The sequence below is a fragment of the Verrucomicrobiia bacterium genome (assembly GCA_035577545.1).
GTDB lineage: Bacteria > Verrucomicrobiota > Verrucomicrobiia > Palsa-1439 > Palsa-1439 > Palsa-1439.
Genome location: DATLVI010000024.1, coordinates 158,759 through 180,739, shown reverse-complemented (window position 1 = coordinate 180,739; position 21,981 = coordinate 158,759). Strand labels below are relative to the sequence as shown.

General features: G+C 58.6%; 29 protein-coding genes and 2 pseudogenes. 8 read left to right on the top strand and 23 right to left on the bottom strand.

Annotated features, from left to right (window positions below):
- Positions 1-65: 65 nt before the first annotated feature.
- The 9 genes and pseudogenes from VNL17_08595 to VNL17_08555 form a co-directional block, all read right to left on the bottom strand.
- A complete protein-coding gene (locus tag VNL17_08595; protein HXI84132.1) occupies positions 66-2,123 on the bottom strand; it encodes a hypothetical protein in 2,058 nt (685 codons plus the stop codon).
- Positions 2,120-2,803, bottom strand: a complete 684-nt coding sequence (locus VNL17_08590; protein ID HXI84131.1) for a hypothetical protein — start codon at positions 2,801-2,803, stop codon at positions 2,120-2,122. Before VNL17_08590 ends, VNL17_08595 begins: the two co-directional genes overlap by 4 nt.
- Entirely contained in the window at positions 2,800-3,072 is a 273-nt protein-coding gene (locus VNL17_08585) for a hypothetical protein (GenBank protein ID HXI84130.1), read from the bottom strand. The genes VNL17_08590 and VNL17_08585 overlap by 4 nt, the downstream gene beginning before the upstream one ends.
- On the bottom strand, positions 3,062-3,427 hold the full coding sequence (locus VNL17_08580; GenBank protein HXI84129.1) for a hypothetical protein: 366 nt from the start codon (positions 3,425-3,427) through the stop codon (positions 3,062-3,064). Before VNL17_08580 ends, VNL17_08585 begins: the two co-directional genes overlap by 11 nt.
- 18 nt (positions 3,428-3,445) lie before the next feature.
- Positions 3,446-4,252, bottom strand: a complete 807-nt coding sequence (locus VNL17_08575) for a hypothetical protein (protein HXI84128.1) — start codon at positions 4,250-4,252, stop codon at positions 3,446-3,448.
- 365 nt (positions 4,253-4,617) lie between these two features.
- Positions 4,618-5,115, bottom strand: coding sequence for an FHA domain-containing protein (locus VNL17_08570; GenBank protein HXI84127.1), 498 nt, complete (start codon positions 5,113-5,115; stop codon positions 4,618-4,620).
- 198 nt (positions 5,116-5,313) lie between these two features.
- Complete coding sequence (locus tag VNL17_08565) at positions 5,314-5,736, bottom strand: EamA family transporter (protein HXI84126.1); 423 nt, start codon at positions 5,734-5,736, stop codon at positions 5,314-5,316.
- Positions 5,737-5,750: 14 nt separating this feature from the next.
- Positions 5,751-5,843: pseudogene (locus tag VNL17_08560) on the bottom strand (IS1 family transposase).
- 157 nt (positions 5,844-6,000) lie between these two features.
- Positions 6,001-6,123, bottom strand: a pseudogene (locus VNL17_08555) (restriction endonuclease).
- 1,195 nt (positions 6,124-7,318) lie between these two features.
- Between VNL17_08555 and VNL17_08550 the strand changes: the two are divergent.
- The 6 genes from VNL17_08550 to VNL17_08525 all read left to right on the top strand — a co-directional run bounded on the left by VNL17_08550 (position 7,319) and on the right by VNL17_08525 (position 11,495).
- Positions 7,319-7,984, top strand: a complete 666-nt coding sequence (locus tag VNL17_08550; GenBank protein HXI84125.1) for a hypothetical protein — start codon at positions 7,319-7,321, stop codon at positions 7,982-7,984.
- A gap of 277 nt (positions 7,985-8,261) precedes the next feature.
- Complete coding sequence (locus tag VNL17_08545; GenBank protein ID HXI84124.1) at positions 8,262-9,425, top strand: ATP-binding protein; 1,164 nt, start codon at positions 8,262-8,264, stop codon at positions 9,423-9,425.
- Positions 9,426-9,623: 198 nt separating this feature from the next.
- Positions 9,624-10,052, top strand: coding sequence for a DUF948 domain-containing protein (locus VNL17_08540; GenBank protein ID HXI84123.1), 429 nt, complete (start codon positions 9,624-9,626; stop codon positions 10,050-10,052).
- On the top strand, positions 10,045-10,326 hold the full coding sequence (locus VNL17_08535) for a YtxH domain-containing protein (protein ID HXI84122.1): 282 nt from the start codon (positions 10,045-10,047) through the stop codon (positions 10,324-10,326). The genes VNL17_08540 and VNL17_08535 overlap by 8 nt, the downstream gene beginning before the upstream one ends.
- 31 nt (positions 10,327-10,357) lie before the next feature.
- Positions 10,358-10,522 carry a hypothetical protein gene (locus VNL17_08530; GenBank protein HXI84121.1) on the top strand — a complete coding sequence of 55 codons (165 nt, stop codon included), beginning with the start codon at positions 10,358-10,360 and terminating at the stop codon, positions 10,520-10,522.
- Complete coding sequence (locus VNL17_08525; GenBank protein HXI84120.1) at positions 10,515-11,495, top strand: DedA family protein/thiosulfate sulfurtransferase GlpE; 981 nt, start codon at positions 10,515-10,517, stop codon at positions 11,493-11,495. Before VNL17_08530 ends, VNL17_08525 begins: the two co-directional genes overlap by 8 nt.
- A 41-nt stretch (positions 11,496-11,536) precedes the next feature.
- Here the strand turns inward: VNL17_08525 and VNL17_08520 are convergent, their stop codons facing one another.
- Positions 11,537-11,866 (bottom strand): hypothetical protein, encoded by a 330-nt coding sequence (locus VNL17_08520; GenBank protein ID HXI84119.1) that lies wholly within the window; start codon positions 11,864-11,866, stop codon positions 11,537-11,539.
- A gap of 442 nt (positions 11,867-12,308) precedes the next feature.
- On the opposite strand from VNL17_08520, the gene VNL17_08515 reads away from it, so the two are divergent.
- Positions 12,309-12,755 carry a helix-turn-helix transcriptional regulator gene (locus tag VNL17_08515; protein HXI84118.1) on the top strand — a complete coding sequence of 149 codons (447 nt, stop codon included), beginning with the start codon at positions 12,309-12,311 and terminating at the stop codon, positions 12,753-12,755.
- 47 nt (positions 12,756-12,802) lie between these two features.
- Here the strand turns inward: VNL17_08515 and VNL17_08510 are convergent, their stop codons facing one another.
- From VNL17_08510 to der, 10 genes are all read right to left on the bottom strand, one after another.
- Positions 12,803-12,988, bottom strand: coding sequence for a hypothetical protein (locus VNL17_08510; GenBank protein HXI84117.1), 186 nt, complete (start codon positions 12,986-12,988; stop codon positions 12,803-12,805).
- A 165-nt stretch (positions 12,989-13,153) separates the two neighbouring features.
- Positions 13,154-13,555, bottom strand: coding sequence for an SRPBCC domain-containing protein (locus VNL17_08505; protein HXI84116.1), 402 nt, complete (start codon positions 13,553-13,555; stop codon positions 13,154-13,156).
- A gap of 15 nt (positions 13,556-13,570) precedes the next feature.
- Positions 13,571-13,774 (bottom strand): DUF5668 domain-containing protein, encoded by a 204-nt coding sequence (locus tag VNL17_08500; protein HXI84115.1) that lies wholly within the window; start codon positions 13,772-13,774, stop codon positions 13,571-13,573.
- 101 nt (positions 13,775-13,875) lie between these two features.
- On the bottom strand, positions 13,876-14,409 hold the full coding sequence (locus VNL17_08495; protein ID HXI84114.1) for a hypothetical protein: 534 nt from the start codon (positions 14,407-14,409) through the stop codon (positions 13,876-13,878).
- A gap of 90 nt (positions 14,410-14,499) precedes the next feature.
- Positions 14,500-14,988 (bottom strand): isoprenylcysteine carboxylmethyltransferase family protein, encoded by a 489-nt coding sequence (locus VNL17_08490; protein HXI84113.1) that lies wholly within the window; start codon positions 14,986-14,988, stop codon positions 14,500-14,502.
- Between the two features lie 44 nt (positions 14,989-15,032).
- Positions 15,033-15,470 carry a ribose 5-phosphate isomerase B gene (gene rpiB / locus VNL17_08485; protein HXI84112.1) on the bottom strand — a complete coding sequence of 146 codons (438 nt, stop codon included), beginning with the start codon at positions 15,468-15,470 and terminating at the stop codon, positions 15,033-15,035.
- Positions 15,471-15,521: 51 nt separating this feature from the next.
- A complete protein-coding gene (locus tag VNL17_08480) occupies positions 15,522-16,262 on the bottom strand; it encodes a methyltransferase domain-containing protein (protein ID HXI84111.1) in 741 nt (246 codons plus the stop codon).
- A gap of 49 nt (positions 16,263-16,311) precedes the next feature.
- Positions 16,312-16,815 (bottom strand): DUF2007 domain-containing protein, encoded by a 504-nt coding sequence (locus tag VNL17_08475; GenBank protein ID HXI84110.1) that lies wholly within the window; start codon positions 16,813-16,815, stop codon positions 16,312-16,314.
- Positions 16,816-16,842: 27 nt separating this feature from the next.
- The gene (locus VNL17_08470) at positions 16,843-17,430 is read right to left on the bottom strand and encodes a TIGR00730 family Rossman fold protein (GenBank protein ID HXI84109.1); all 588 of its coding nucleotides are present in this window, start codon (positions 17,428-17,430) and stop codon (positions 16,843-16,845) included.
- A gap of 8 nt (positions 17,431-17,438) precedes the next feature.
- Complete coding sequence (gene der, locus VNL17_08465) at positions 17,439-18,962, bottom strand: ribosome biogenesis GTPase Der (protein HXI84108.1); 1,524 nt, start codon at positions 18,960-18,962, stop codon at positions 17,439-17,441.
- A 129-nt stretch (positions 18,963-19,091) separates the two neighbouring features.
- Here der and rsmB point away from each other — a divergent pair, with 129 nt between their 5' ends.
- Positions 19,092-20,402 (top strand): 16S rRNA (cytosine(967)-C(5))-methyltransferase RsmB, encoded by a 1,311-nt coding sequence (gene rsmB / locus VNL17_08460; GenBank protein HXI84107.1) that lies wholly within the window; start codon positions 19,092-19,094, stop codon positions 20,400-20,402.
- Here rsmB and VNL17_08455 read toward each other — a convergent pair.
- The 3 genes from VNL17_08455 to VNL17_08445 are packed head-to-tail and all read right to left on the bottom strand — an operon-like array spanning position 20,399 to position 21,939.
- Complete coding sequence (locus VNL17_08455; GenBank protein HXI84106.1) at positions 20,399-20,911, bottom strand: hypothetical protein; 513 nt, start codon at positions 20,909-20,911, stop codon at positions 20,399-20,401. The genes rsmB and VNL17_08455 overlap by 4 nt on opposite strands.
- 60 nt (positions 20,912-20,971) lie before the next feature.
- Complete coding sequence (locus tag VNL17_08450) at positions 20,972-21,505, bottom strand: DUF3106 domain-containing protein (GenBank protein ID HXI84105.1); 534 nt, start codon at positions 21,503-21,505, stop codon at positions 20,972-20,974.
- A complete protein-coding gene (locus VNL17_08445; protein HXI84104.1) occupies positions 21,502-21,939 on the bottom strand; it encodes a zf-HC2 domain-containing protein in 438 nt (145 codons plus the stop codon). The genes VNL17_08450 and VNL17_08445 overlap by 4 nt, the downstream gene beginning before the upstream one ends.
- Positions 21,940-21,981 lie beyond the last annotated feature (42 nt).

Here is a 21,981-nt window from a genome sequence, read left to right as displayed (position 1 = left end):
GTTGGTTTTTTCGCGATTCGTTGAAAGTTGAGCGTTCAGTGTTGAACGTTGAGCGTTGTCTTTGTTCAAAAGGTCCTCCTGGCCAAAGTGGTGGCGCCCCAGCGGCCGCGGTTTCCGTGTGTGAGGGAGGTGGTGGGATTCATCGCGCCGAAAGGAGGGAGCGCGATGGGGTGAGCACACACGGATTCCGCGAGCGCGCTGTAGGCGTCGCTGAGTAGCAAATGGTTTTCGCAACCGTCGACGAAGTGCTCGGCGTGGCCGCGTTCGTCGCGTTCGCGGCGGCTGCCGGAAATGATATGCGCGTCGAACGCGTCGATGATCTTCGGCGTCGCGACGCCGCGTTGCGGGAGGCGGATCGACGGCGCGGTGCGCAGTTTGCCGTCGATGACCTCGATGACGTTTTCGGCGGCGGTAAGCAGTTCGTTGACAACGCGCTCGATGGTCTCGTCGCGGTTGCAGGCGATGACGGGATAAAAGAGGCCGTCCTGCGTGATGCCGAGTTTGTGGACGACCCCCTTCCCTTCCTTGAGCGTGAACTCGACGGCGGCGCAACGCAGGCCGCGCCAGCGCTGGTTCGCGCCGTCCCACGTGAGGCCACCGGGAAAATGGATGACGGCACGTTCGGGATCGGGAAGCGGCGACGGACGGAAACTCGTGAGACCGTTCAACAAGAAACAGAGATCGCGGGCCAGATCGCGCAGCGGGCCGGCGTCGACAAAGAGTGCGCTGACTCCCAGCAGCTCGAAAACCTGCGGCACACGGGCGCGAACGCGTTCGGCGCTGAGTTGTTCCAGCCAGGTGATGCGTTTGATGGTTGGGGACTCGACCTCGCGGACAGTGAGCCAGCAGCGGTCGCCGGTGTCTAAACCTGCGAAACGCGTGGTGTTGGGGCGTGGGGACAGTGACAGGTCGAAGTGCTCCAGCGAGCGGGCGCGGTCGAGGATTTTCTGGTCGAGTTGCTGGCTGCTGGAACGCGGCAGGCCGAGGCGGTCGACATAAAACGTCTTCATCGCGTCGGGGTCTTGCACGGCGTTCTGGCACCAATCAGAGACGATTTGTTTCAAGGCGATGGCAGCAACGAGCAATTGCGAGATGCGCACGGACCAGTGCTGCAACTTCTCCCGTTCGGGATGCTGCGCGACAAACTCCGGCTTATGCCGATCCAGTTCGTGCCCGCACTGCACGCACGCGAGATAAAAATTCCCGTCCGGCTCGAACTCAAACACGCCTTCCGCTGTAGCCGCGCTCGGTGAGCGCGGGCCGTTCCGCTTGAAATTCCCCTCCAACTGCAATTGCGGATCATCGCACCTCGGCTCGCGATCAATCGCCAACCGGCAAATTTGCGGCCAGTTTTCTTCGGGGTTTTGTTTGTGACCACACACGGCGCAGGTGAAATGGCCGAGGTGCATCGTGCCGTCTTCGAATTCCTTGTTCTGTCCCGCGCCGGCGTAGCGTTGGGTGCCGATGCTCAAACGGAAGCGCAGATCGCTGGCGGTCATGCGGGCGGTGAGGTAGCGCGACATGGTCGGCGGGATGTCGTCCTTCTCGTCCTCGATGACGATGTCGAAGCTGAAGGTCGTGGGGATCTTCTGCATGCCGTGGATCATCCCGTGCGACTTTTTCCGGCTACCGGTGCAGGTGAACAAGCCCTTGCGATTGACCGTTTTGCCCGACGCGTTTTCGGCTTTGCCGAGCGTGATCAGGGAATTGAGCCACGGCTGCTGGTCGAGGACATCGGGACGGAATTTGCTATCGACGATGCCCTCAACGAGATCTTCATCGGGCAGGAAGAGGCCGACGGAGCGGAACTGGATACCGGCGGCGTAGGCGAGCAGGTTGAGTTCGAGAATGGTTTTCCCCCACTGCGCTGAACCGGTGGCAGTAAGCCGGGCGTCGCTCATGGGTTGGCCATCGTTTGAACCGAGAACGCGATCAATAACCCCCACCACAAACTCCAACGCCTCGCGGCCCTCGAATGTGTAACACTGGTAGCTGCCGTCAGGAGTTTTGACGCGACCGTGTTTCTCGAGGAACTCGCGGAAGGAACTCACCATGGGCGTCATAACTTTCGGTGCCAGGTCGAGGTCGATGGAGCGTCCGAGTATGTTGAAGCCCGTATTCATGCGTCGGAGTTCGCGGACCGTTTCACGATGTCGTGAAGTTTCTTGAAAAGTTCGATCGCCTCGGGGTCTTTCGTTATCTCGGACTTGAGCGCCTTGAGACCGGCGTCCACAGCCTCTTGCGTGCGCAGCCGGAGCTTTTCCAGTTCAATCGCCGTCTGTTTCAAGCGCGCCCACGCAGTCGCCAGTTGCGAGAGCTCCGTCGGATCTTTGCTGTCCTTGTGGACCAGGTTGATGGCCTCTAGAAGCATCGAGCGGATAATCAGGTTGCCGCCCACGTCAGCATCGGGTTGGCTCTTTTCCGCCGCCGCTCTGTTGGTCTGTTCCGAGTCTTCGACCCGTTGAACCGTCTCCTCGCGCGCCTGTTCACGGCGTAGCCATTCCTGGTACGAAGTGTAGAACCAGCGGGCCAGGCCGGCTTCGACAGTCCGGCGCGCGTTCTTTTCCTTCGGACTGGTGCGCAGCCAGCTCAACGAATAAGCATCGCCCGCCTTCAAATGTAGGTGGGGTAGGTCGCGATCCGCCCGCTGCTCGAACAACCATTCACCAATCATCTTGATTTGCTGGCCATCGCGCATCTTGCGGTTGATCTCGAGGCGCATTTCTTCGGGCAACATCGCAATCCGGCTGAATCTTTTCCGGAGCGGCCAACGACTGACTCTCTGATTGCGGCGCTTTTTCATACCAGTCGCTTCGCCTCGCAGTGAACCATGCCTTCGGTGGTGATGAACCAGAATGGGTCGAGGCCGGGGGAGATGTCGTCGGCTTTGACCTCGCAGAGGAAATGTTTGCCGCGGAGGAACGCGAGTTGCGCGGTGACCTCGGCGACGGTGCACTCGACTTCTGGTTGGACCAGCATGTGGAGCACGACGGCGCGGCGGCCGAGCGGGTTCAGACGGTAGAGTTCACGGAGCAGCGCGACGCGGAGGTCGCGGAGTTGTTCAGCTTTCATCGGCTAGTTCCCTTTCATCTTCAGGTTCACGGAGGTGTGCGGTGCGTTGCAAAAGGATGTCGAGTTTCTTGTTCATCAGGCGGCGGTCGCGCTCGGCGACGTCGGTGTAGCGCTGGAAATCGTCAATGGGCATCGCGTCGCTTTCGAGTGCGCGCATCCGTTTCTCGTGGTCCTCGACGCCCTTTTGCAGATTGGTGAAATTGAGGCCGTTGAGCTGGTCCTCCAGGTGGTCGATTTTCTTGCCCGCGCCACGGAGCGGGCTGATGAACATGTAGATGACGACGCTCCGCATAAATTCGAGGATCGCGATGAAGGCCAGGACCGCGCCCCAATTGATTTCGTGTATTTCGTTCATTCCTGGTGGGCTCCCGGCTCAGAACTTGCGCGTGACGGAGAGGCCGAGGCGGTTTTCCTTCCAGTCGGCGTGACGGAAGAGTTGGTAGTAGTCCTCGACGGGCAGACCCCAGTTGACGGTCCAGTCGATGTCGCTGGCGTTGAAGAGCGCGAGGCGCAAGAGTCGCGGCGGTGACTGCCAACTGCCGCTCAGTGACCAGCCCAGTTCCTCCTGGTTTTGGGTTGGAAGGAAGAACGTGGCGTGCGACGGTCCCGTGGACCAGGAGGAGTTGGTGCCCGAGTGGCCGAAGAGAGGGAGTTCCTGCGAGAGTAGCGGCGCGAATTTCCCGTGGAGATTGATGCCGATGCCGCTGCTGAATTTCGTGGACCTGCCGATATCGGTGACGAGCTGGGTGAAGGCATTGTCGGCGGGGGCGTTGGTTTGGGCGGAGGCAGCCGGGGATTTCACCACGAAGAACACGAAGGGTGCGAAGATCAGCACGAGTGTTTTGACGGCGATCCCGGAGAGATCGCGGGCTTTCTGGAGGACGGCGTTGACACGGACGTCGTGTTTGCTGATGGCGTGGCGGACCCAGATGATGCAGAGGCCCGCGAGAATCAGCAGGACATGCGTCGCGGCGGCGTTGACCGTCTCGGTGCCGCGCAGCAGGTTGTCGAGCGCGTGGGCGAGCGAGCCGGCGACGAGCGCGACCGCGCCGCGGACGGGATAGGTATCGAGCGTATTGGCGACGGCGAGGGCGTCGTCCGGGAGCGTGGGGTTGGCCTGGGCAAATTCCTCGAACTTTCGGCGTCCGAGCAGAAGCGCGATCTTCGACAACCAATTCATATTCGATCTCCTCGTTTCGCTGCGTTGTGTGACTGCGTTTTTCATCAACGCGGGGCAGACTATCGGAAATCGAAAAAAGGCGTGAGTGAGCTTTGGAAGGTTTGGAAGCTTTGGAAGCTTTTCTTCCAAAGGCGCGTATTCATTGGGGTTTTTGAGGGTGTTTTTTTCGAAAAAAGGGTGAAAACAGGGATTTGGACGGTTTTGGGGGAGAGAAAAAGACGCGGAATAGGACCGATGGGAGCAATGTCGGCGGGGGAAAGAACGCCTGAACGCTCAACGTTAAACGCTCAACGCACAACGTTCAAGTTTTGGAACGAACCGAAGGACCGAACGGCGGGGTGGACCGCGCCACCCAGGAGGCTGGTTTACTCGGACTTCTTGGGAGACGGCGGAGATATGGGTTTGGCGAGGGAGCCCGGGGGGAAGGTAACGGGACCGGATTGCAACGACCCGGCGGCGTATTCGGGTTTCATCCTTTTTGACATGCCACCACGCTCCTTGCCGCTGCCGCCCTTGGGCGGCGTGGGGAGCATTTTCTGATCGGCTAGTGCGGTTCCGAGCGGCGCAGCCTTGGCGAGACCCGATTCGTAGCGAAGCTCTACCGAGCCGAAACGGATGGACGCGCCATCCTTGAGTTTCGCCGCCATGATCTGCTCGCCATTCACGAAAGTGCCATTGGCGGATTTGAAGTCGTGCAATTGATAACTGTCCCCGTCACGCACCAGAATTCCGTGTCGCCTGGAGACGTTGGTGTCCTGGATGCAAATGGAGTTATCAGGAGTCCGACCGATCGTGATAAGACTTTCCGTCAGCTCAATTGTTGCGGCGAGCGAGCTCGGCGAGAGTATGTGTAGCTTTGGCATAGGCGACCCGATTCAGATTATACCGGAAACGTGTGACTGAGTCAATTACGGGGGAAACGGTTGCGACCGCGGTACAGCAAGGTCGCGTCTCGTCAGACTCGGCTAACGCTCAACGTTCAACGCTAAACTCTCAACTTTGGAGCGAACCGAAGGACCGAACGGCGGTGTGGGCCGCAGGTACTGGTACGTTTTGGGAATCTATTTCCCAAGCAGGAATAGGGCGATGATGGACAAGATAATGCCCAATATGCGCGGCAATGATATGGGTTCACGAAAGAAGAAGATGCCGGCGACTGCCATGATGGCCGCGCCTCCGGCCAGAATCATTGGTACTGCCGAAAGTGGGCCGCCCTTCTGGAAGAGCAAAAAGAAGAACACCGTTCCTACGCCAACACAGATGCCAGTGAGCACAGAGTAGACTGCACCCGGCGCTGTTGCTTGCTGAGTCCATCGGCCTGAGAGGTAGAGAAATGCCAAGTACGCCAAGATGGTAACGGCGGCCGTCGCCTCGACAACAAACCCGCCCAATCCGTCACCGATGTGATTTGATGCCAGCTTGGTAAAAATCTGGTGCAATCCATACAAGAGGGCCGCGCCGATGGCGTACCAAAACCATTTCACAATGGAAGCAAACCAATTATTTCCTCCAAAGTCCAGACATGATCGGCAACGCCCGCCTCCATAGCTGGCGTGACTCGCAAGCTGGAATGAATACGGCAGAAATTGTAGTGCATGGACAGCGTGCGCTTTTCGGGGGCGTGGAGAATCCGCTCGCGCTGTAGGGTTAGACCGGGTGACGGTGAAGCGTCAACGGCTGGAGATTTGGGATTGGGGAGTGCCGGATGAGAGAAATGTGTACAGAGTATTGAGTTGACCCCAATGACCAATGAAGCTCCGAACCTCCGGTGCACCCATCGTCTCACCAATGCGGTGTTTTACCTCAACCCGTATACGGGGCTCTTCGAGCCCAAGGCCGTCGGGAGATGCGATGACATCCTTTCCCCTGTCGGCTCGCCATTCACGAAAGAGGCGCACTACGAGGCCGAGCGAGCCACAAATCCGATAACGCTCGTCGACATGGATTTATTAGCCGAACTACTGGTAGCGAACTATGAACAGCTGGACCCGGAAACACGCGCGCTAGTTCCGCTCGTAAAAGTTTACTGGCCGGTGAGATAGTCGCTAGAGCCAGCCCGCGCTCTCGGAACTTGCGAGTTAGTCGTCGGGTCAACTCACCACTCGCGACAAATCAGAGCGTGAGGCGGTAAGCTGGTCTTCAAGCTACCGAGGCTTGGAAACTGTGCTCGCAAGTGTGCTCTGTGGGGAGACGGCTCCAGTGATCTTACTTTGATTTTCCTTGTCCGAGTTTGCGAAGCTTGGATGCCAAATCGGGAGGCCCGCGGAACACCATGGTCTTGCTACGCTTTTCCATGTTCAGCAGTTCTTGCTTGTGTATCTGTGGCTTTCGTATGACCATGTGGTCTCCTACTAATTTAATACTAATTAATACTAAATTAGTTTTCACTCAAGGTCAACTACTAATTTAGTATATTTTAGTTTTCATTTAGTAGTTGGTCCGTGTCCCCATAGGGGCAACAGACTCTAGTCCATATCACCTAATGGCTTTGCGTGGGCCAACTCGTCCTACCAACGACAAAAAAACAACAACCAAGATCGGGAATCCGATGGCGGATTTCCGTCGTCGGGTCAGCTCTCCACTCGTGACAAGAGTTGAGCCGAACAAGCAGGCTAAAGCCTGCGGCTACAACGGAAATGAGGACGGTTCACCGTCGCCGTGTTCCAAGATCACAATTTGTGACCTTAAAACCAAGCGGCAACAATGACGGCAAAACAGAGCGGCGGTGTGGGATTGCCACCAGAGGAAGGCGCGTCGCGTTTGCCACGGGGTACGACGTGTGGCGTGTCGTCGGGCTCCGCTCCGTCCGACTCGGCTCACCGCCCTACCGAAGACGGAAAACGGACGACGGAACCGAGCAGGCGGTGTAGGCCACACCGCCCTACCATTCGGCGGAGGACATGGCCACGACGGAGCGTGGCCCTCCATGAAGACGGCGCAGTGGGCCAGCTGGCCCTTACCAACCGCATTGGAATTTATCCCGGGTTGGGTCGTCGACGCCACCCGCACTTGCTGTAAGCTGGCGGCGGTGGTACAAATGTTCATCGGCAAGCTATCCGAAAGGTGATGATGAAACGTTATGCATTTTTCCTGACGATGATTTTTGGGGTGTCGCTGGCCTTTTGGGTTGGCGGTTGCGGCAAGGGGAATGATCAGAAGTCGGCGGCGGCGGGTGCGAAGGACGCGGGCGCGCCTGGCAGTGGCGATGCTTTTGGTCCGGCCGGTCTGGCGTTGGCGGGTGGGACGACGACGGCGGGGGATGGCTTGAAGATCGGGGGGACGAACGAGGTGCGAAGCCTGGTGACGGCAGATGGGACGGTTTTCGAGGGCGAAATGAAGGACGGGAAGCCGAATGGCCGGGGTACGGTTACTGATTCGAGGGGGACCTATCAGAAAGGTGAATGGCGGAACGGCGTGGTGTACCGGGTCAGCGGGACGTGTGTGCTGCCCGATGGTACGAAGGAGGTGGGGACGTGGAATTATGACGGGACGAAGTGCGGGGGGACGATTTGGTTTCCCGATGGCCGGATCTACAAGGGAGACTGGGTGATCGTGGAGGGGAAAGCGGACCTGCCTTTCGGCACAGGGGCGATGACCTGGCCTGATGGCCGGCAGTATGCGGGCCATTTTGTGGACGGGAAGATGGACGGTGTCGGAAAGATGACGTATCCCGATGGTAAGATCGAGGACGGCCAGTGGAAGCAGGATGCATTCGCGGGAGCGGCGAAGTAACGGCGCGATCCGTGTGCAGATTGTACGGCTGCCCTTTGCAACACCGCGGACCACCGATCACTGGACAGTACATTTTTGGACGCGAGCCTGGTTCCTGAACGAACACCTTCACCGTCACATCCGCCGCGTCGGCACGGATGGCAACACGGCTTTTTCGGTTCACGCCATAACTGTTCTACGGGTTTACCCTGCCAAGCGCGCAACCCGGGATACCGACTCTCCCTGATTGTTCGAGATTCTCAGTTGTGCGGACTCCTACCTGCTTTAAGGAACGCGCATGGCGGAATTTTTTAAGCGGATCTTCAGCCCCAATGACTTCATGCCGCACGGGCATTGCTATCTGTGGACAGCCAGTTTGGTCTGGCTGCACGTGATCGCGGACATGCTGATTGGATTGGCTTACCTGACGATCCCGTTGACGCTGGTTTATTTCATCCGGAAGCGCCGCGACATTCCGTTTAACTGGATGTTTTTCGCATTCGGGGTGTTCATCCTCGCGTGCGGCATGACGCATTTCATGGAGGTATGGAACATCTGGCATGCGGCGTACTGGCTGGCGGGCGCGGTGAAAATGCTGACGGCAGTCGCCTCGATCCTGACCGCCATTCTCCTCGTAAAGCTGATTCCCGTCGCCCTGACGATCCCCAGCCCGGCGCAGTTGGCGGCCGCCAATGACCAACTTAAGCGCGAAATTGCTGAACGCGCCGAGGCCGAAAGGAAGGTCACCAAACTCAACGACGAACTACAGCGCCACAATACGGACCTCGAGACCACCACCCGGGAACTGGAGGCCTTCAGCTATTCGATTTCCCACGACTTGCGCGCCCCGCTACGCGGTCTCAGCGGTTTCAGCCAGGTGTTATTGGAAGATTACCACGACAAGCTCGGTGACGAAGGCAAGGACCTGTTGCAACGCATTCGCGCCGGCAGCCAGCGCATGGGACAACTCATTGACGATTTATTAAACCTGTCGCGCGTGTCACGGAGTGAATTGCGTCACGAGCCGGTGGACCTGAGCAGGCTCGCCGGCGATATTGCCGTGGAGTTGCGGGCGCGTGATCCCCAACGAGACGTCGAACTGCGAATCGACGGCAACCTTACGGCAAACGGCGACCCACAGCTTCTGCGCGTGGTGCTCGAAAACCTTCTCGGCAACGCCTGGAAATACACGGCCAAGCGGCCCCATGCAACGATCGAGGTCGGTTTCGACCGCGACAATGGACATTCATCATTTTTTGTGCGTGACGACGGTGTGGGCTTCGACATGAAGTACGTGCACAAGCTGTTCGCGCCGTTCCAGCGGCTGCATGGGATGACCGAGTTTCCCGGCTCGGGCGTCGGTCTGGCCACCGTCCAGCGCATTATCCACCGTCACGGCGGGCGTGTCTGGGCGCTGGCTGAGGTCGACAAAGGCGCGACCTTTCATTTCACGTTGTCGTAATCGGCGAACGTGGTGGAACACAACCAGAATCGTTTACGGCCAAGTCGGCTAGGGCACAAGATCGCCCTCCCGTCCCCGCCGAAGCCAGCACGATATAATCCGACGGGTCACGCCCGGTGACCTCTGCGGTCGATGGCCTTAAAAATCGGTTGCGGTGCGAGATACCGGGGTTATATTCCGGTGAAAGAGGTGGCACAAATGTCAACGGCTTTACAGGTCGCGTTGTTTATCGCATCGGTGGCGTTTACGGTCCTGATGGTTTGCCTGATTCCCATTGTCTTTCGAGTTTGGCGACAAGTGGAGAAGTTGGTTGGTACATCAGACCGCTTGCACGAAAAGCTCCACGTCCTCGTCGAGGACAGCCGCGAATTGGTGCGACACATGACCCAGTTTTCCAAGCTTGCCAATCAGCAACTGGACGATATGAGCCAGATCACGCACACCGTGCGCCAATGGAGCGAGCGGGCGGATCGTCTTGTGGACGAGGTCGGATCGGCGATTGAGCCGCCTGTGCATTCGTTGGTGCGGAACATGAACCTGTTCCGCGCCGGATTCACCACATTTCTAGAGGTCTTGCTGCATCGAAATCATCACAACCAGGAAAAAAAGGAGGCAGATCATGTCTGAAAACAATTCAACTCCAGTAGGCGGTTATTTGGCGGCGTTCGCTATCGGCGCGCTCGCCGGTGCCGGGATTGCCCTGCTCTACGCCCCCCAGTCCGGCGAGGAGACTCGAAAGTTGCTCGCTGCCAAGGGCAGGGATCTTGGCGGTAAGGCGAGAGACGGCCTCGAGAATGCCCGGGGTTTCTTTGAAGACAAGAAGGCGGAGATTTCGGCCGCTGTCGAAGCCGGCAAGGAAGCGATGCGCGAAGAGCGGGCCAAACACCAGAGACACGTCTAGTCGCAGGACGGTCATCGGTTGTGAGCGTCGGATGGCGCTGGTCAGCGAGGTTGACCCCTTCGCCATGTGGTCGACGCGCCAAAAACCGGACGATTTACGGAAGTGGGAGTTTGCTTTCAGCCGCTTCCTCGGACAGAATCCGGCATTCATGATTTTGCATCGCAACTTCAGTTTTCCGCGTTTTTGTCATGAATGAGATCCTCGATTTCATGGTGCGTTATGGGTTGCTGGTCTTGTTCGTGGTCGTCTTCATCGAACAACTGGGCGCGCCGCTGCCGTCCCCGCCGTTTCTGCTGGCCGCCGGAGGTCTGGCGGGCGTTGGCAAAATGAATCCGTTGCTGGCGCTCCTGATGGCCACGTTGGGCTCGCTGCTGGCGGATACCATCTGGTTCTACGTGGGGCGCCATCGCGGCAACCGCATCCTCAAACTTCTGTGCCGCATTTCGCTCGAACCGGATTCGTGTGTCCGACGAACCGAGGATGTTTTCGTAAAGCACGGTATGCGGGGTATTGTTTTCGCAAAATTCATCCCCGGCCTCGGTACGGTCATGCCGCCGCTGGCAGGGATGTACCGGGTCAATCTCCGCCGGTTCCTGGCATTCGACGGTTTTGGGGCGATGCTATACGTGGGGTGTTTCCTGGTGCTGGGGCTTCTTTTTCGCAACCAACTTCAGGAAGTAGCCGAGTGGCTGGATCGGCTGGGCCGCGGCGCGATCATCCTGTTGGCGTCATTGTTGGTGGCCTACATCGCCTTCAAGTATATCAACCGGCAAAGGACCCTGCGGAAATTGCACATGGCGCGCATCACGGCCGAGGAGCTTCGCCAGCGGCAGGAGGCGGGACAGGACATATACATCGTGGACGTCCGCTCCAGCCTCGCCGCGCAGGGCGATCCCTACCGCATTCCCGGCGCGCGGCATATGTTGCTGGATGAAGTGCAGAAGTGGGCCCCTGAAATCCCGCGTGATCGGGAGGTGGTGCTCTACTGCTCCTGTCCAAATGACGCCAGCGCCGTCCGCGCGGCGTTGGCGCTTTACAAGCGCGGCATCACCCGCGTCCGTCCGCTGGCGGGAGGGATCGACGCGTGGCGGGAGCGCAGTTATCCCCTCGAGTCACTCACCGTATTTGCTGGGGAGGAAACGATCACAGCCGTGCCAGAAACTCAGTAAACAGGCTCAAGCCTGCGGAAGTTGCTCCCAATCCTGATACCTCAACGCGGGTGGGCAGGTTGGGACTGGTACTTCTTGGTGAGGTAGGTGTGGACGGAATCAACGAGGACGAGTTTCTTGCCGCCGCTACCTTCGTAATCGAGCCAGCGCCATTCGAGTTGGCCGTCGTCGCAGAGGTTGTGGATTTTTTGGATGCCGCAGGCCATGAGCTCGGCCGCCTCGGCGACGCAGACCCATGACGATGGGCGCTGCAGACGAAGGCGGACTTCGCCGTTGATCGGCGAGGGAAGCATTTCCACGAACCACTGTTGCTGAAGGGCGGATGGCGCGCGGATTTTTGAGCCTTTCACTGGCTGGCTGGTGAAGCTCATCGTGGGAATCGAAATCGAAACTGCGGGATGCGACGATTCATCATGCCGATGTCCGCGCTTCGCGTCTTTCGCGCGCTATTGGGTTCCATTTTGGTCGATCGGAAAGTGGGGACCGCGACGTGTAGGAGGCCACGCGCGGCCGCTGGGCCGTCACCCGGGATTGGGCGCGACGGCAATTGATCGAGCGGTTGGGCCTGGGCTGGCCGACGCGGCTGCACCGCCAGGCGGTTTTCCTCGGCCTCCGCAGAAGCGGTTGCGGCAGGGGCTCGATCGGGTGTAGCGAAGATTCGGGCGTCGGGCTGTGGGACAGGATCCGGCGAAAAAAGCTCAAATCCGCATTTTCGGGCTTGTCTTTGCCGCGTGGTTTTGGTCTTCTTCAAATTGAACCAATACAAATACCAACATAGAAGCATGCTGCACTAGATATCGAGAAACGATACATATGTCAACATCAAAATCCGATACTCGTAAGATATTCACTGCCAACTTTCGTATGTTGCTGTCGGCTGCCAGTTGGACGCAGACAGAAGCCGCACAGCAGCTGGGCGTCAGCCAGGGGTCGGTGAGCGACTTCACGTCCGGCAAACGCGTGCCGTCCACCAAGGGCATTGAGTCAATCGCCTACCGTTTGGGAGTCCCAGCCGAGGTCTTTACATCCAGGCTCATTCCGCTGGATCAAATGCGCAAATTGCTCTCGGGCAAACGCTCGTCGCGGGTCGCCGAATCCAGTGCGTCCTACCGCATCAGCCAGCCAGACCTTCCCGGGCTCCGCAAGCTGAAGCAGCGCTGGAAACGAAAATCCGTAAACCGCGACGAAATCAGAGTCGCCATTCGCGTCTTGTTTCGGGACCAGGCCGATGAGTTCATAGCGTGGCTTGATGCGACGTAAACCAGGCGGGCCGAGGTTCACACTCCTCATCCGTCAGACGATGGGCTCTAACGGCGCTCCTGCTTGAGCGCGTAAGCCACGAATCCTATCCAAAAAACAAGCCGGCCCGGCAGGTTGCCGAACCTGACCATGAAAATGTAACCCGGTGCGCCACTACCGCCGATCATGGCCTGCACGACAATCAACAACATGACGCAAAAACCGAGGACACTGCCCGCGAGAAGCAAAACCACCGGCCAACTCTTGTCGCGAAACAAAAGTATCAGGGAACCGACCAGGGGAAACAAAGAAAAAAATGCTGACAGTAATAAACTGACATTCATCATCATCACCTGCAGCTGATGTGAGGGGCTGGAATCACGCCTCTTGTGAATCCAATGCTGCGCGATTGCCTTCGTCTAATGTTTCCGGTCTTCCAGGTATCGCTTCAGCGGCACCCAATAATGTGTCCGCCAACCCTTGTTCTTCTCCCGGTAATCACTTGCCGGCACACCCATTTGCGAGAAGCGTAGCGTCGTCCGGCCCCCGGCCGCCTTGGAGAGTTTGAACGTGACAATCGTATAAATCCCCTTGGGCCAATTCCGCGACCGCCACGCCTGCACAATGCGTTTGCCGGGCTGCAATTCCAGGGTGATCCCGTTTATGTACGTGCCGTAACACGTAAACGTCCCTCCCACCCGCCGCTCGATCCGGGCCCGTGCGTCCGTAAACTGCGCGTGCTTTTTCTCATCCATCAACGCTGCGTAAACCTTGGCCGGCGTGGCGCGAATCGTTACCCGATGTTTGATTTCCCTGGTCACGAGGACGACTCCAGCCTACGCCGAGTTACAACACTTGCACATGCCGCTAAACATCTTCTTCAATCCCGCGAGGATCACTAGGATCGGCCAGATGATCTCGACGGCCCGGGGGCTGAGTACGTTCAACGCGCCCAACAAGAAGGTCAAACCGATCAAGACGATAAACAGACCAGGCATCTTGTGGCAGGGGCAACCGCACTTACCTTCCGACGCTTGCATGGCCGGCTCCTTTCATGGGTTGGCAACTGATGGAGTTGTTTCATCCCATTTTGCCCTCCCAAAGGCAAGCCGAATTAGCACAACCCGGCGCGCTCCTCGCTCTATTTTTTCGTACGGATGTCCAGCGACCGGAGGGCATTCAGAATCTGGTCCTTCGCCTCCCCGTTCTTCCGATTTGTCAGCATGACGAACTCACACATGTATTCCGGACTCCGGCCTAATCCCTGGAGTACGTACCGGCTCCCCTGCAGTGGATCCGGGCGACTGTCCGTCAGTTCAAAATAGAAGTATGTGAAACTGCTGCCCTTCAGCGCCTGCACTTTGATCTCTTTTTCCACAACCGCCGACATAAGTCGTTGCCCGGCGGTAAGGAGTTGGCTCTTCATTTGATCGTCGGACAACTTCACAACACTCTTGGCCATCACCATCCGCATTTCGCTGACCTTGTTCGTGTCGGAGAGGATCAGATGCGCGGGCTGCCCGCCCTCCGCCGGAGCAAACTGCACCCGAATCGCCTGTGCCACCGCAATGGTCAGCGTACTCTCCCCATTCAAGTCGAACCGTTTGACGTCGGCCCCTGTGGCGGACAAAACATCTCCCGCCACCAATAACCATGCCAGTGCAAATATCTTCATTCGATCGTCCCTCACCGGGAAGGAGAGTATATGCCCGCTCCGTCGCGGACGCCATACTTCTCGCGGATCACCGGGATCAACCACGAGCCGTCACAGCCAGCGTCGCACACGCGCTTTGTAGGCCCGGTATTCTTCGCCAAATTTCGTTTCAAGGTAGTGTTCCTCGCGGTCAATGACCAAACGCCGTACCGCCACCACCACCGGCACCAGCGTCACGAGCGGCCAAAGCGCATTCGTCACCATTGCCAGGCCCACTTGGAGCAGCGCCAATCCCAGATACATCGGGTTGCGGGTGAAACGATAGGGTCCCGTGAACACCAGAGCCGTCGTCGGTCGCATGGGATTCGGCGTCGTGCCAGCCCCGTGGAACAACCGTGCCGCCCAGATCGGCAGCATGACGCTGGTTGCGATAAACACCCAGCCGACGACGCGGGCGACCAACATCAGCCCGCTTCCCGCCGTCATCGGACGCAAGGGCCACCACCAGTGCAATAGATACCCCACCCCGATTCCCGCCGCATAGATTATCGGCGGAAACACGCGCACGCCCGAACTCTCGACAGTCGAATCGTGACTCATGGCCTTTCGGTCATCCATTGGACTGGCGCCCGGCGGTCAATGGTTCACGTGCCGCCCCTTTCAATCTTCTCGATTCTTCGCAGGTGTCGACCGCCTTCAAATTCAGCGTGCAGCCAGGCATCAACAATGCGGATCGCTTCTGCTTCGCTGACCATCCTCTGGCCGAAGGAGATGACGTTCGCGTTATTGTGTTGTTTGGCAAGCCGGGCACTTTCCTCGTTCCAGCAAACAGCGCAGCGGATACGCCTGACTTTGTTGGCTACGATGGCCTCGCCATTCCCGCTGCCTCCCAAAACAATTCCCAGGTCGGCTTTCCCATTCGCCACGCTTTCGGCCGCAGGACGGATAAAATCCGGATAGTCGACCGGCGCTTCGCTGTCCGTCCCAAAATCGTCAACTTCGTACCCGCCGGATCGCAAATGCGCTGTGACGAGCACCTTGTAGCGAAATCCCGCATGATCCGACGCGATGGCAATCCTCATCCTCGCACCATGATCGTCAACAGAACCAATCTCACAAGCAAAAACACCCGGTCAAGCAGCATTGGGCCCAGGTACCTGCCACACCACACCCATGAAGTATTTCAACCGAGTAAACGAGGCGCCGGGCAGGAGTTGACCGTATGTATTACGAAACTCATCCGCCGACAGGAACCGGTCCGTTGCCATATGGGCGAGCCAGGAACGCGACACACGAAATCGGAAAAGCCGCCACGCGGGGAGAAGACCATGGCGCAAGGCATCCGGCGGAAACCTCAGGCAGGATAAGGCGTTACGCAGCGGTGTATGGCGATCCAAGAAAGGCCAACGGACGACGTTATCAACAAGGATCAAACGGCCATCCGGTTCGAGCGCCGTTTTCAGCACACTCAAAGTCCGGGGCACATCTTCCAGATGATGAAATGTCGTATGGCTAACGATGGCGTCGAATTTCTCCTCCAGAACCAGTTGATCCGCATCTGTCCGCCGATACTCGATGTTGGCTGCAGCCCGCTTCCCGCGAGCGATTGCGAGCATCGGCTCGGAAATGTCGATGGCAACAACTGTTTGAAAATGCCGTGCGAGTTCCTTGGCGAGGATGCCCGTTCCGCAGCCGACATCCAGGACGCGGCAACGACGTTGCGGCAGATGGCTGAGGAAAAAATCAGGTCTCCGTTCGAGTGAAGCCGCAAAGTCATATTCCTCCGCAAGATGATCGAAAGAGCGAGGGTCGCGGTCCTTCAAGACAGTGCCCTTCGCGTTATTGGCCGCGCTGGCTTCTAACGACTCATTCACCCGCTTTCCTTTTGGCCCCAAAGGCATCATCTTGGTCTGTCCGTCTGGCTTACTTGTGGGAATCCTTCCCCGCACCCTTTCCGCGTTTGGGAAAAATGCACTGCACTACCAGCGCCGCCAGTCCGCCGATCAAAAAGAGAACCGCCAGGCCGCCAAGGGTGGCGAAGACGAAACCACCTACTATGAGAGTCACCAGCGCGATGATCCCAAATGCGGACACGAGCACAACGCCGCCCCAGAAAAAGGTGTCAATCCATTCTTCTTTGGTCTCTGGAATGGATGTGGGCGCCGGCGTTGGCTCAATAGCCGGTGGTTCCTCCGGTGGAACGAAGTCATCCGGGAGCGGCGTCACCCCTTCCCGTTCGTCCAACACACGGCGCGCCCGGCCCAGATCGGCATCCTCCACTTGCAGTCGTATCCCGCCCAACACGCCCCCGTAACCCAGCGACATACTATTTTCATCCGCCAGGAAGACGGGAATCCCCGCCTCTTCGAGCAGAGTCTTGTCCAACTCCGCTTCGCTCGGGTTCATGTACTGTCGGACTGTAACCATACCCATCCGCCAATCCTACAGCGCCTGTCAGCTGGTCTTTCTATCGATCCATTTATCCGTCTTTACCGGGGCATATGCACGGATTCTCGCCAGCAGCGATGCCCCATCGGAATCGACAATGAGCGCATCAAATGGCGCCTGTTTGAGGAAGCGCTGCTGGACCATGTGTTCAAGAAAACGAACCAATGGTTCGTAGTAGCCCGCGACATTCAAAAACGCGCACGGCTTTCCGTGAATGTGAAGTTGGTTCCAGGTCAACATTTCGAATATTTCTTCCAGCGTCCCGATCCCACCGGGCAACGCCACAAAACCGTCCGCCAGATCGGCCATCTTCTGTTTGCGCTGATGCATGGTATCGACGGGATAGAATTCCGTGACGCCGCGATGTGCCAATTCCTTCGCGACCAGCGCGTGCGGGATCACACCGATAACCTTTCCACCCGCCTGTAGAGCCCCATCCGCCGCCGCTCCCATCAGCCCAACATTCCCGCCCCCATAAACCAGCGCGATCCCCTCCCGCGCCAGGAGCGCGCCGAAAGTCATGGCCGCTTCCTTGTATTCCGGAAGCAACCCCGGGCTCGAACCGCAATACACCGCGAGTGCTTTGATTTGCATGACCGCGACTATCGCCGACGCCGATTGCTCGTCGCCTTACCGTGCGTCGAATACTTCGCCTTGCCCGGCGCCGGGTACTGCCTTTTATTCTGCTCCGGTCGTCGTGTGGAGCGTTCGGAGACGCGCTTTGTAGGCTGCGCTGATCTCACAAATTCCCGCCGCTCGCGCTCCCGGCATTCCAACCGGATCGGACAACCGGTAAAAGCGTAGGTGGCGCGGATTTTATCAATCAGGAACCGCTTGTAGTGCGGCGTCAACGCGCCCACGTTGTTGACGAACAATCGAAATGTGGGCGGTTGTGTGGGCTTCTGGAAAGCATAATAGACCTTGAACCGCTTTCCGCCAACATGCGGCGGCGGATACGCGTCAAGTGCCTGCATAAACAGCTTGTTCAACTGCGGCGTCTCCACATGTCGCGTCATCTCCTGCTCGATGACGGTGATCTGGTCGAACAATAGATTCAGGTTCTGGCCCGTCTTCGCCGACCCGAACAACACCGGTGCCCAATCCAGGAAGAACAATTCCTTCCGCAAAGCCTCCAGGTATTTCTCGCGGAAGGTGGTTTTTCTCCGCTTTCCTTGCTGCTCCAACCGATGGTCCTTTTCCTCTTCTTCCGCTGCGAGGTCCCACTTGTTCACCAGTATGACACAGCCGCGCGCGGCGTCCGCAATCTGCCCGGCGATTTTCTTGTCCTGGTTCGTCACACCCGCGACCGCATCAAGCACAAGCACAGCGACATCGCATTCACGGATGCTACGTTCCGCCCGCATCAGGCCGAATTGATCCACGGATGTCCTGATCTTGCGCCGATGCCGCAGCCCGGCCGTATCGACCAGCAAATACGGTTTCCCTTTCACCGTGAATGGCACATCCACCGAGTCACGCGTCGTGCCGGGAATATCGCTGACAATTGTTCGCTCATCTTTCAGGATCGCATTGATCAATGACGATTTGCCGACGTTCGGACGACCCACAATCGCGATGCGCGGCGTCCGTACAGTTTCCGGTACCACGTTCGCCGAGAATGCTTCCGTGGCGGCATCCACCAAACTCTCCACACCGGTGCCGTGAACCGCGGCAATGGAGAACGTCTTGGGGAAGCCCAACTCCGCAAATTCCGCCTCGTTCCGCGCGCGACCGGCATTGTCCACCTTATTAACCGCGAGGAACACCGGCTTGCCGCTTGAACGCAACTTCCGGGCGATTTCCTGGTCGAGCGGCACCACGCCTTCTGTCACATCCGCAACCATGATGATCGCGCTGGCCATTTCGATGGCGATTTCGGCTTGGTGCCGCGCCGCGCTCGCCAGGACGTCCCCGCTCTTCTCATCGTCCATGAACCCGATCCCGCCCGTGTCGATCACCTCAAACGTCTTCCCATCCCAGTTCGCCACAGCGCTGACCCGGTCGCGTGTCACGCCCGGCTCTTCGTGGACAATGGCGATGCGACGGCGCACGATGCGGTTGAAAAGCGTGCTCTTCCCGACGTTTGGGCGGCCCACAATGGCGAGGATATCGTGCGTTGTTTGCATAAGACCAAAAGTGCGGCATCTGCGCCGCCTCTGCATCCTAGCGGACTTGTTACGAATTCGCCAGCCGTTATATCCGTGCCCGCCGCGTTTCTGCTGGCCTCGAATTATCTTCGGGGCTAGCCTCGACCCGTGAACGCCCGCGCACTCGCCTTGAACCTACTCAACAACTGGCAAAAATCACGCCAGTTGGCCGACGAGCTTCTCGAAGCCGCGCTGGCTTCATCCCCGCTCGTTGGCCCCGACCGCGCTTTTGTCACCGAACTGTTCTACGGCTGCCTGCGCCGAAAGTTGTCGCTCGAGTTTTTGATCACGCAACTGGCCAACACGCCCCCGCAACCCGTTGTCGCCAACATTCTCCAGCTCGGTCTTTACCAACTCTTCTATCTCAAGACCCCGGCGCACGCGGCAGTAAATGAAACCGTCTCACTCGCCAAGTCCCAGGCTCATGCCAGCGAAGCAAAATTCGTCAACGCAATCCTCCGTCGCGCCGAACGGGAACACGGTGCTCTTGTGTCGAGATTGGAAGCAACCCGCGAGGCAGCCCCCTGGATTTACTATTCCCACCCGCAATGGCTGTGGGAACGTTGGACGGCGCGACTGGGCCGCGGGCCGGCGGCAGCTCTCTGCGAATGGAACAACCAGCCTCCTCCCATTTACATACGGATCAATACGCTCAAGACGTCAACCAAACCTGCCGATGTCGAGGCTGAACCGACAACGCATCCACTTTGCTGGCGAATACTGAATGCGTCAGGACTTTTTCAGGGCAAATCTTTTACGAGTGGCGAGTTCTACGTGCAGGATCCGTCCACTCTCACCGCCGTGGATGTGCTCGACCCGCAGCCGGGTGAGTCAGTGTTGGATATGTGCGCCGCACCGGGCGGCAAGACGACGTATCTCGCGCAGAAGATGCAGAATCGCGGACGCATCATCGCCGCTGACATGTCGAGTTCACGGCTCGCGCTCGTTGGGGAAAATTGCCGGCGCCTGGGCGTGACCATCGTGGCGACCTTGGCCTGCGAAGGAACACACTTGGATCGCTGTCTTCGTGGGGACCAGTTCGACCGTGTGCTGCTTGACGCGCCCTGCTCCAACACGGGCGTCCTTCGCCGTCGCGCCGACCTGCGATGGCGCATCGAAGAAAGTGAAATCTGCAAGCTCGCGACGTTGCAAGAGAAGCTGCTGGCCGCAGCCGTGCCATTCACCAAGCCGCAGGGCATCCTGGTCTACAGCACGTGCAGCCTCGAAGAAGAGGAAAACCAACGGGTCGTTGAGCGGTTCAGCAAGTCGCACCCGGAATTCACGTTGGAAGCGACGCGATCCAGCTTTCCGCCGCGCGACAGCATGGACGGCGCCTTCGTCGCCAGGTTCCGCAACACAAACGCCGCGCAAGGTGGAATACAACCTCACGCGGCGCGTGATGAAAGACAGGAAGTCTAGTTATTGGCTGGCGGTGGCGTCGGTGGTGCGGGTGGTTTGCTGTCCGCGTTCGGTCCGCCGCGCGGTCCGCGGCCAGGACCATTTGCGAGGGCCTTATCCAGTTTGGTCTTCTGGTCATCGGTGAGGGAGCTGCGCAGCTTGTCAATGTAGCCCTTCCGAATATCCATGAGACCCTTGCGTTGGTCGGCCAGCTTCTTCAGGGCCGCTTGATCGTTCGCGTCCCTGGCCGCGCGCATCTCTTCGCGGGCCTTTGCGGGATCATAGTTGTTGTCCGCCTGCCATTTCGCGGCGTCCTTCTTGAAGCTCGCTTCTAGCACGCCATACTGGGTTTTCTGGTCGGCCGTCAGTGCGAGTTCGTCCAGCACGCGCGGGAACAAGAGATTGTCCATCATATTGCCGCGCATTGGCCGGGGGCTTTCTGTCGGCTTGGCGGCGGGTTCATCCGCGGCGCGGGCGCCGACGGTGGCCACAAGGCCGATCAAACAGGCGATTATCATTCCGCGTTTCATTTCAGTCTCCTTCGGTTTGTTTGGTAGTTCGGAAAAAATCGTTTGGCAGTTCAGGAAATGTCACGGGGCTGGCGACGGCGTTGGGGGCGGCGCGCCATTGCCTTCGGGTGGTGGAGGTGACTTTGATTCATTTGTCGAGTTTGGCACCACGTCTTCGCTGGGATGCGCACGATGCCACTGCTGTTCAAACTCCTGGCTGCGTTTGCGGAATTCCTCGCGCGCCTTCTGCCGTTCCTCGGGCGTCATCTGCTCCCATTTTTGCTTGTTCTGTTTCAACTTCTCCCGCTCTGCCGGCGACATGTTCAGGAAACGTTCCACGCGGTCGTGAACGAATTTGCGTTCCTCGGGCGGCATCTCGGAGAGCGCCCGATGCAGACGCATCAATCGCGACTTCGCTTCCACCGGCATCTTGGTCCACTGCTCGTTCAGGCGCTGCTCAAGCTGGGCGCGCTGCTCCTCAGTAAGGGGCGGCTTGGATCTGGACTTGTTGGTCTGATCGGTCGGTGCGGGTGTCGGCAACGGCGGTTGCTGCGCCGGCGCTGCCCCAACCACGGCGCCAATCAGTAGAATCGACAGCAGGACAATCCGCCTCATAGATGGCTCCCTCCCTCGATTTGGTCGAGGTTGGCGATCACATCGAAGTCCTCCAGATAATCCGCCTGCTGCACATGCGCGTAAAGCTCGGCGCGCCTCCGCTCCTGCATCCGCGCGCGCCCAACCCACCCGACCACACTGAGCGCGAAGACGGCCGCACCGAGCGTCACCCAACGGACGGCAGGTTGCCAGAACCATGAACGACCCACGGCCGGCTGCTCGTCTAGTCGCCGCACCGTGCGTTCGACGAACCCGAAGGACGGTTCAATTCCCGGCTGACGTCCGATCACTTCCCACGCGCCCGCATAGGCCTGCCACTCGGGACGGCACTCCGCGCAGGCCGCGACATGGGCGTCAAAGGCCGCCTGCTGCGACTCAGACAGGCGTCCATCCAATCGCTCGTCGAACTGCTCTTTAATTGCCTGACAACGCATGTTTTTCCGTCCTCTTGTTGGAACACCGCCGACAGTAAATGG

Bases quoted from the DNA above. Each gene is read 5' to 3' on its own strand.
- VNL17_08595 (HXI84132.1), bottom strand. From the start codon at position 2,123: ATGAATACGGGCTTCAACATACTCGGACGCTCCATCGACCTCGACCTG.
- VNL17_08590 (HXI84131.1), bottom strand. From the start codon at position 2,803: ATGAAAAAGCGCCGCAATCAGAGAGTCAGTCGTTGGCCGCTCCGGAAA.
- VNL17_08585 (HXI84130.1), bottom strand. From the start codon at position 3,072: ATGAAAGCTGAACAACTCCGCGACCTCCGCGTCGCGCTGCTCCGTGAA.
- VNL17_08580 (HXI84129.1), bottom strand. From the start codon at position 3,427: ATGAACGAAATACACGAAATCAATTGGGGCGCGGTCCTGGCCTTCATC.
- VNL17_08575 (HXI84128.1), bottom strand. From the start codon at position 4,252: ATGAATTGGTTGTCGAAGATCGCGCTTCTGCTCGGACGCCGAAAGTTC.
- VNL17_08570 (HXI84127.1), bottom strand. From the start codon at position 5,115: ATGCCAAAGCTACACATACTCTCGCCGAGCTCGCTCGCCGCAACAATT.
- VNL17_08550 (HXI84125.1), top strand. From the start codon at position 7,319: ATGATGAAACGTTATGCATTTTTCCTGACGATGATTTTTGGGGTGTCG.
- VNL17_08545 (HXI84124.1), top strand. From the start codon at position 8,262: ATGGCGGAATTTTTTAAGCGGATCTTCAGCCCCAATGACTTCATGCCG.
- VNL17_08540 (HXI84123.1), top strand. From the start codon at position 9,624: ATGTCAACGGCTTTACAGGTCGCGTTGTTTATCGCATCGGTGGCGTTT.
- VNL17_08535 (HXI84122.1), top strand. From the start codon at position 10,045: ATGTCTGAAAACAATTCAACTCCAGTAGGCGGTTATTTGGCGGCGTTC.
- VNL17_08530 (HXI84121.1), top strand. From the start codon at position 10,358: ATGGCGCTGGTCAGCGAGGTTGACCCCTTCGCCATGTGGTCGACGCGC.
- VNL17_08525 (HXI84120.1), top strand. From the start codon at position 10,515: ATGAATGAGATCCTCGATTTCATGGTGCGTTATGGGTTGCTGGTCTTG.
- VNL17_08520 (HXI84119.1), bottom strand. From the start codon at position 11,866: ATGAGCTTCACCAGCCAGCCAGTGAAAGGCTCAAAAATCCGCGCGCCA.
- VNL17_08515 (HXI84118.1), top strand. From the start codon at position 12,309: ATGTCAACATCAAAATCCGATACTCGTAAGATATTCACTGCCAACTTT.
- VNL17_08500 (HXI84115.1), bottom strand. From the start codon at position 13,774: ATGCAAGCGTCGGAAGGTAAGTGCGGTTGCCCCTGCCACAAGATGCCT.
- VNL17_08495 (HXI84114.1), bottom strand. From the start codon at position 14,409: ATGAAGATATTTGCACTGGCATGGTTATTGGTGGCGGGAGATGTTTTG.
- VNL17_08490 (HXI84113.1), bottom strand. From the start codon at position 14,988: ATGAGTCACGATTCGACTGTCGAGAGTTCGGGCGTGCGCGTGTTTCCG.
- rpiB (HXI84112.1), bottom strand. From the start codon at position 15,470: ATGAGGATTGCCATCGCGTCGGATCATGCGGGATTTCGCTACAAGGTG.
- VNL17_08475 (HXI84110.1), bottom strand. From the start codon at position 16,815: ATGGTTACAGTCCGACAGTACATGAACCCGAGCGAAGCGGAGTTGGAC.
- VNL17_08470 (HXI84109.1), bottom strand. From the start codon at position 17,430: ATGCAAATCAAAGCACTCGCGGTGTATTGCGGTTCGAGCCCGGGGTTG.
- der (HXI84108.1), bottom strand. From the start codon at position 18,962: ATGCAAACAACGCACGATATCCTCGCCATTGTGGGCCGCCCAAACGTC.
- VNL17_08455 (HXI84106.1), bottom strand. From the start codon at position 20,911: ATGAAACGCGGAATGATAATCGCCTGTTTGATCGGCCTTGTGGCCACC.
- VNL17_08450 (HXI84105.1), bottom strand. From the start codon at position 21,505: ATGAGGCGGATTGTCCTGCTGTCGATTCTACTGATTGGCGCCGTGGTT.
- VNL17_08445 (HXI84104.1), bottom strand. From the start codon at position 21,939: ATGCGTTGTCAGGCAATTAAAGAGCAGTTCGACGAGCGATTGGATGGA.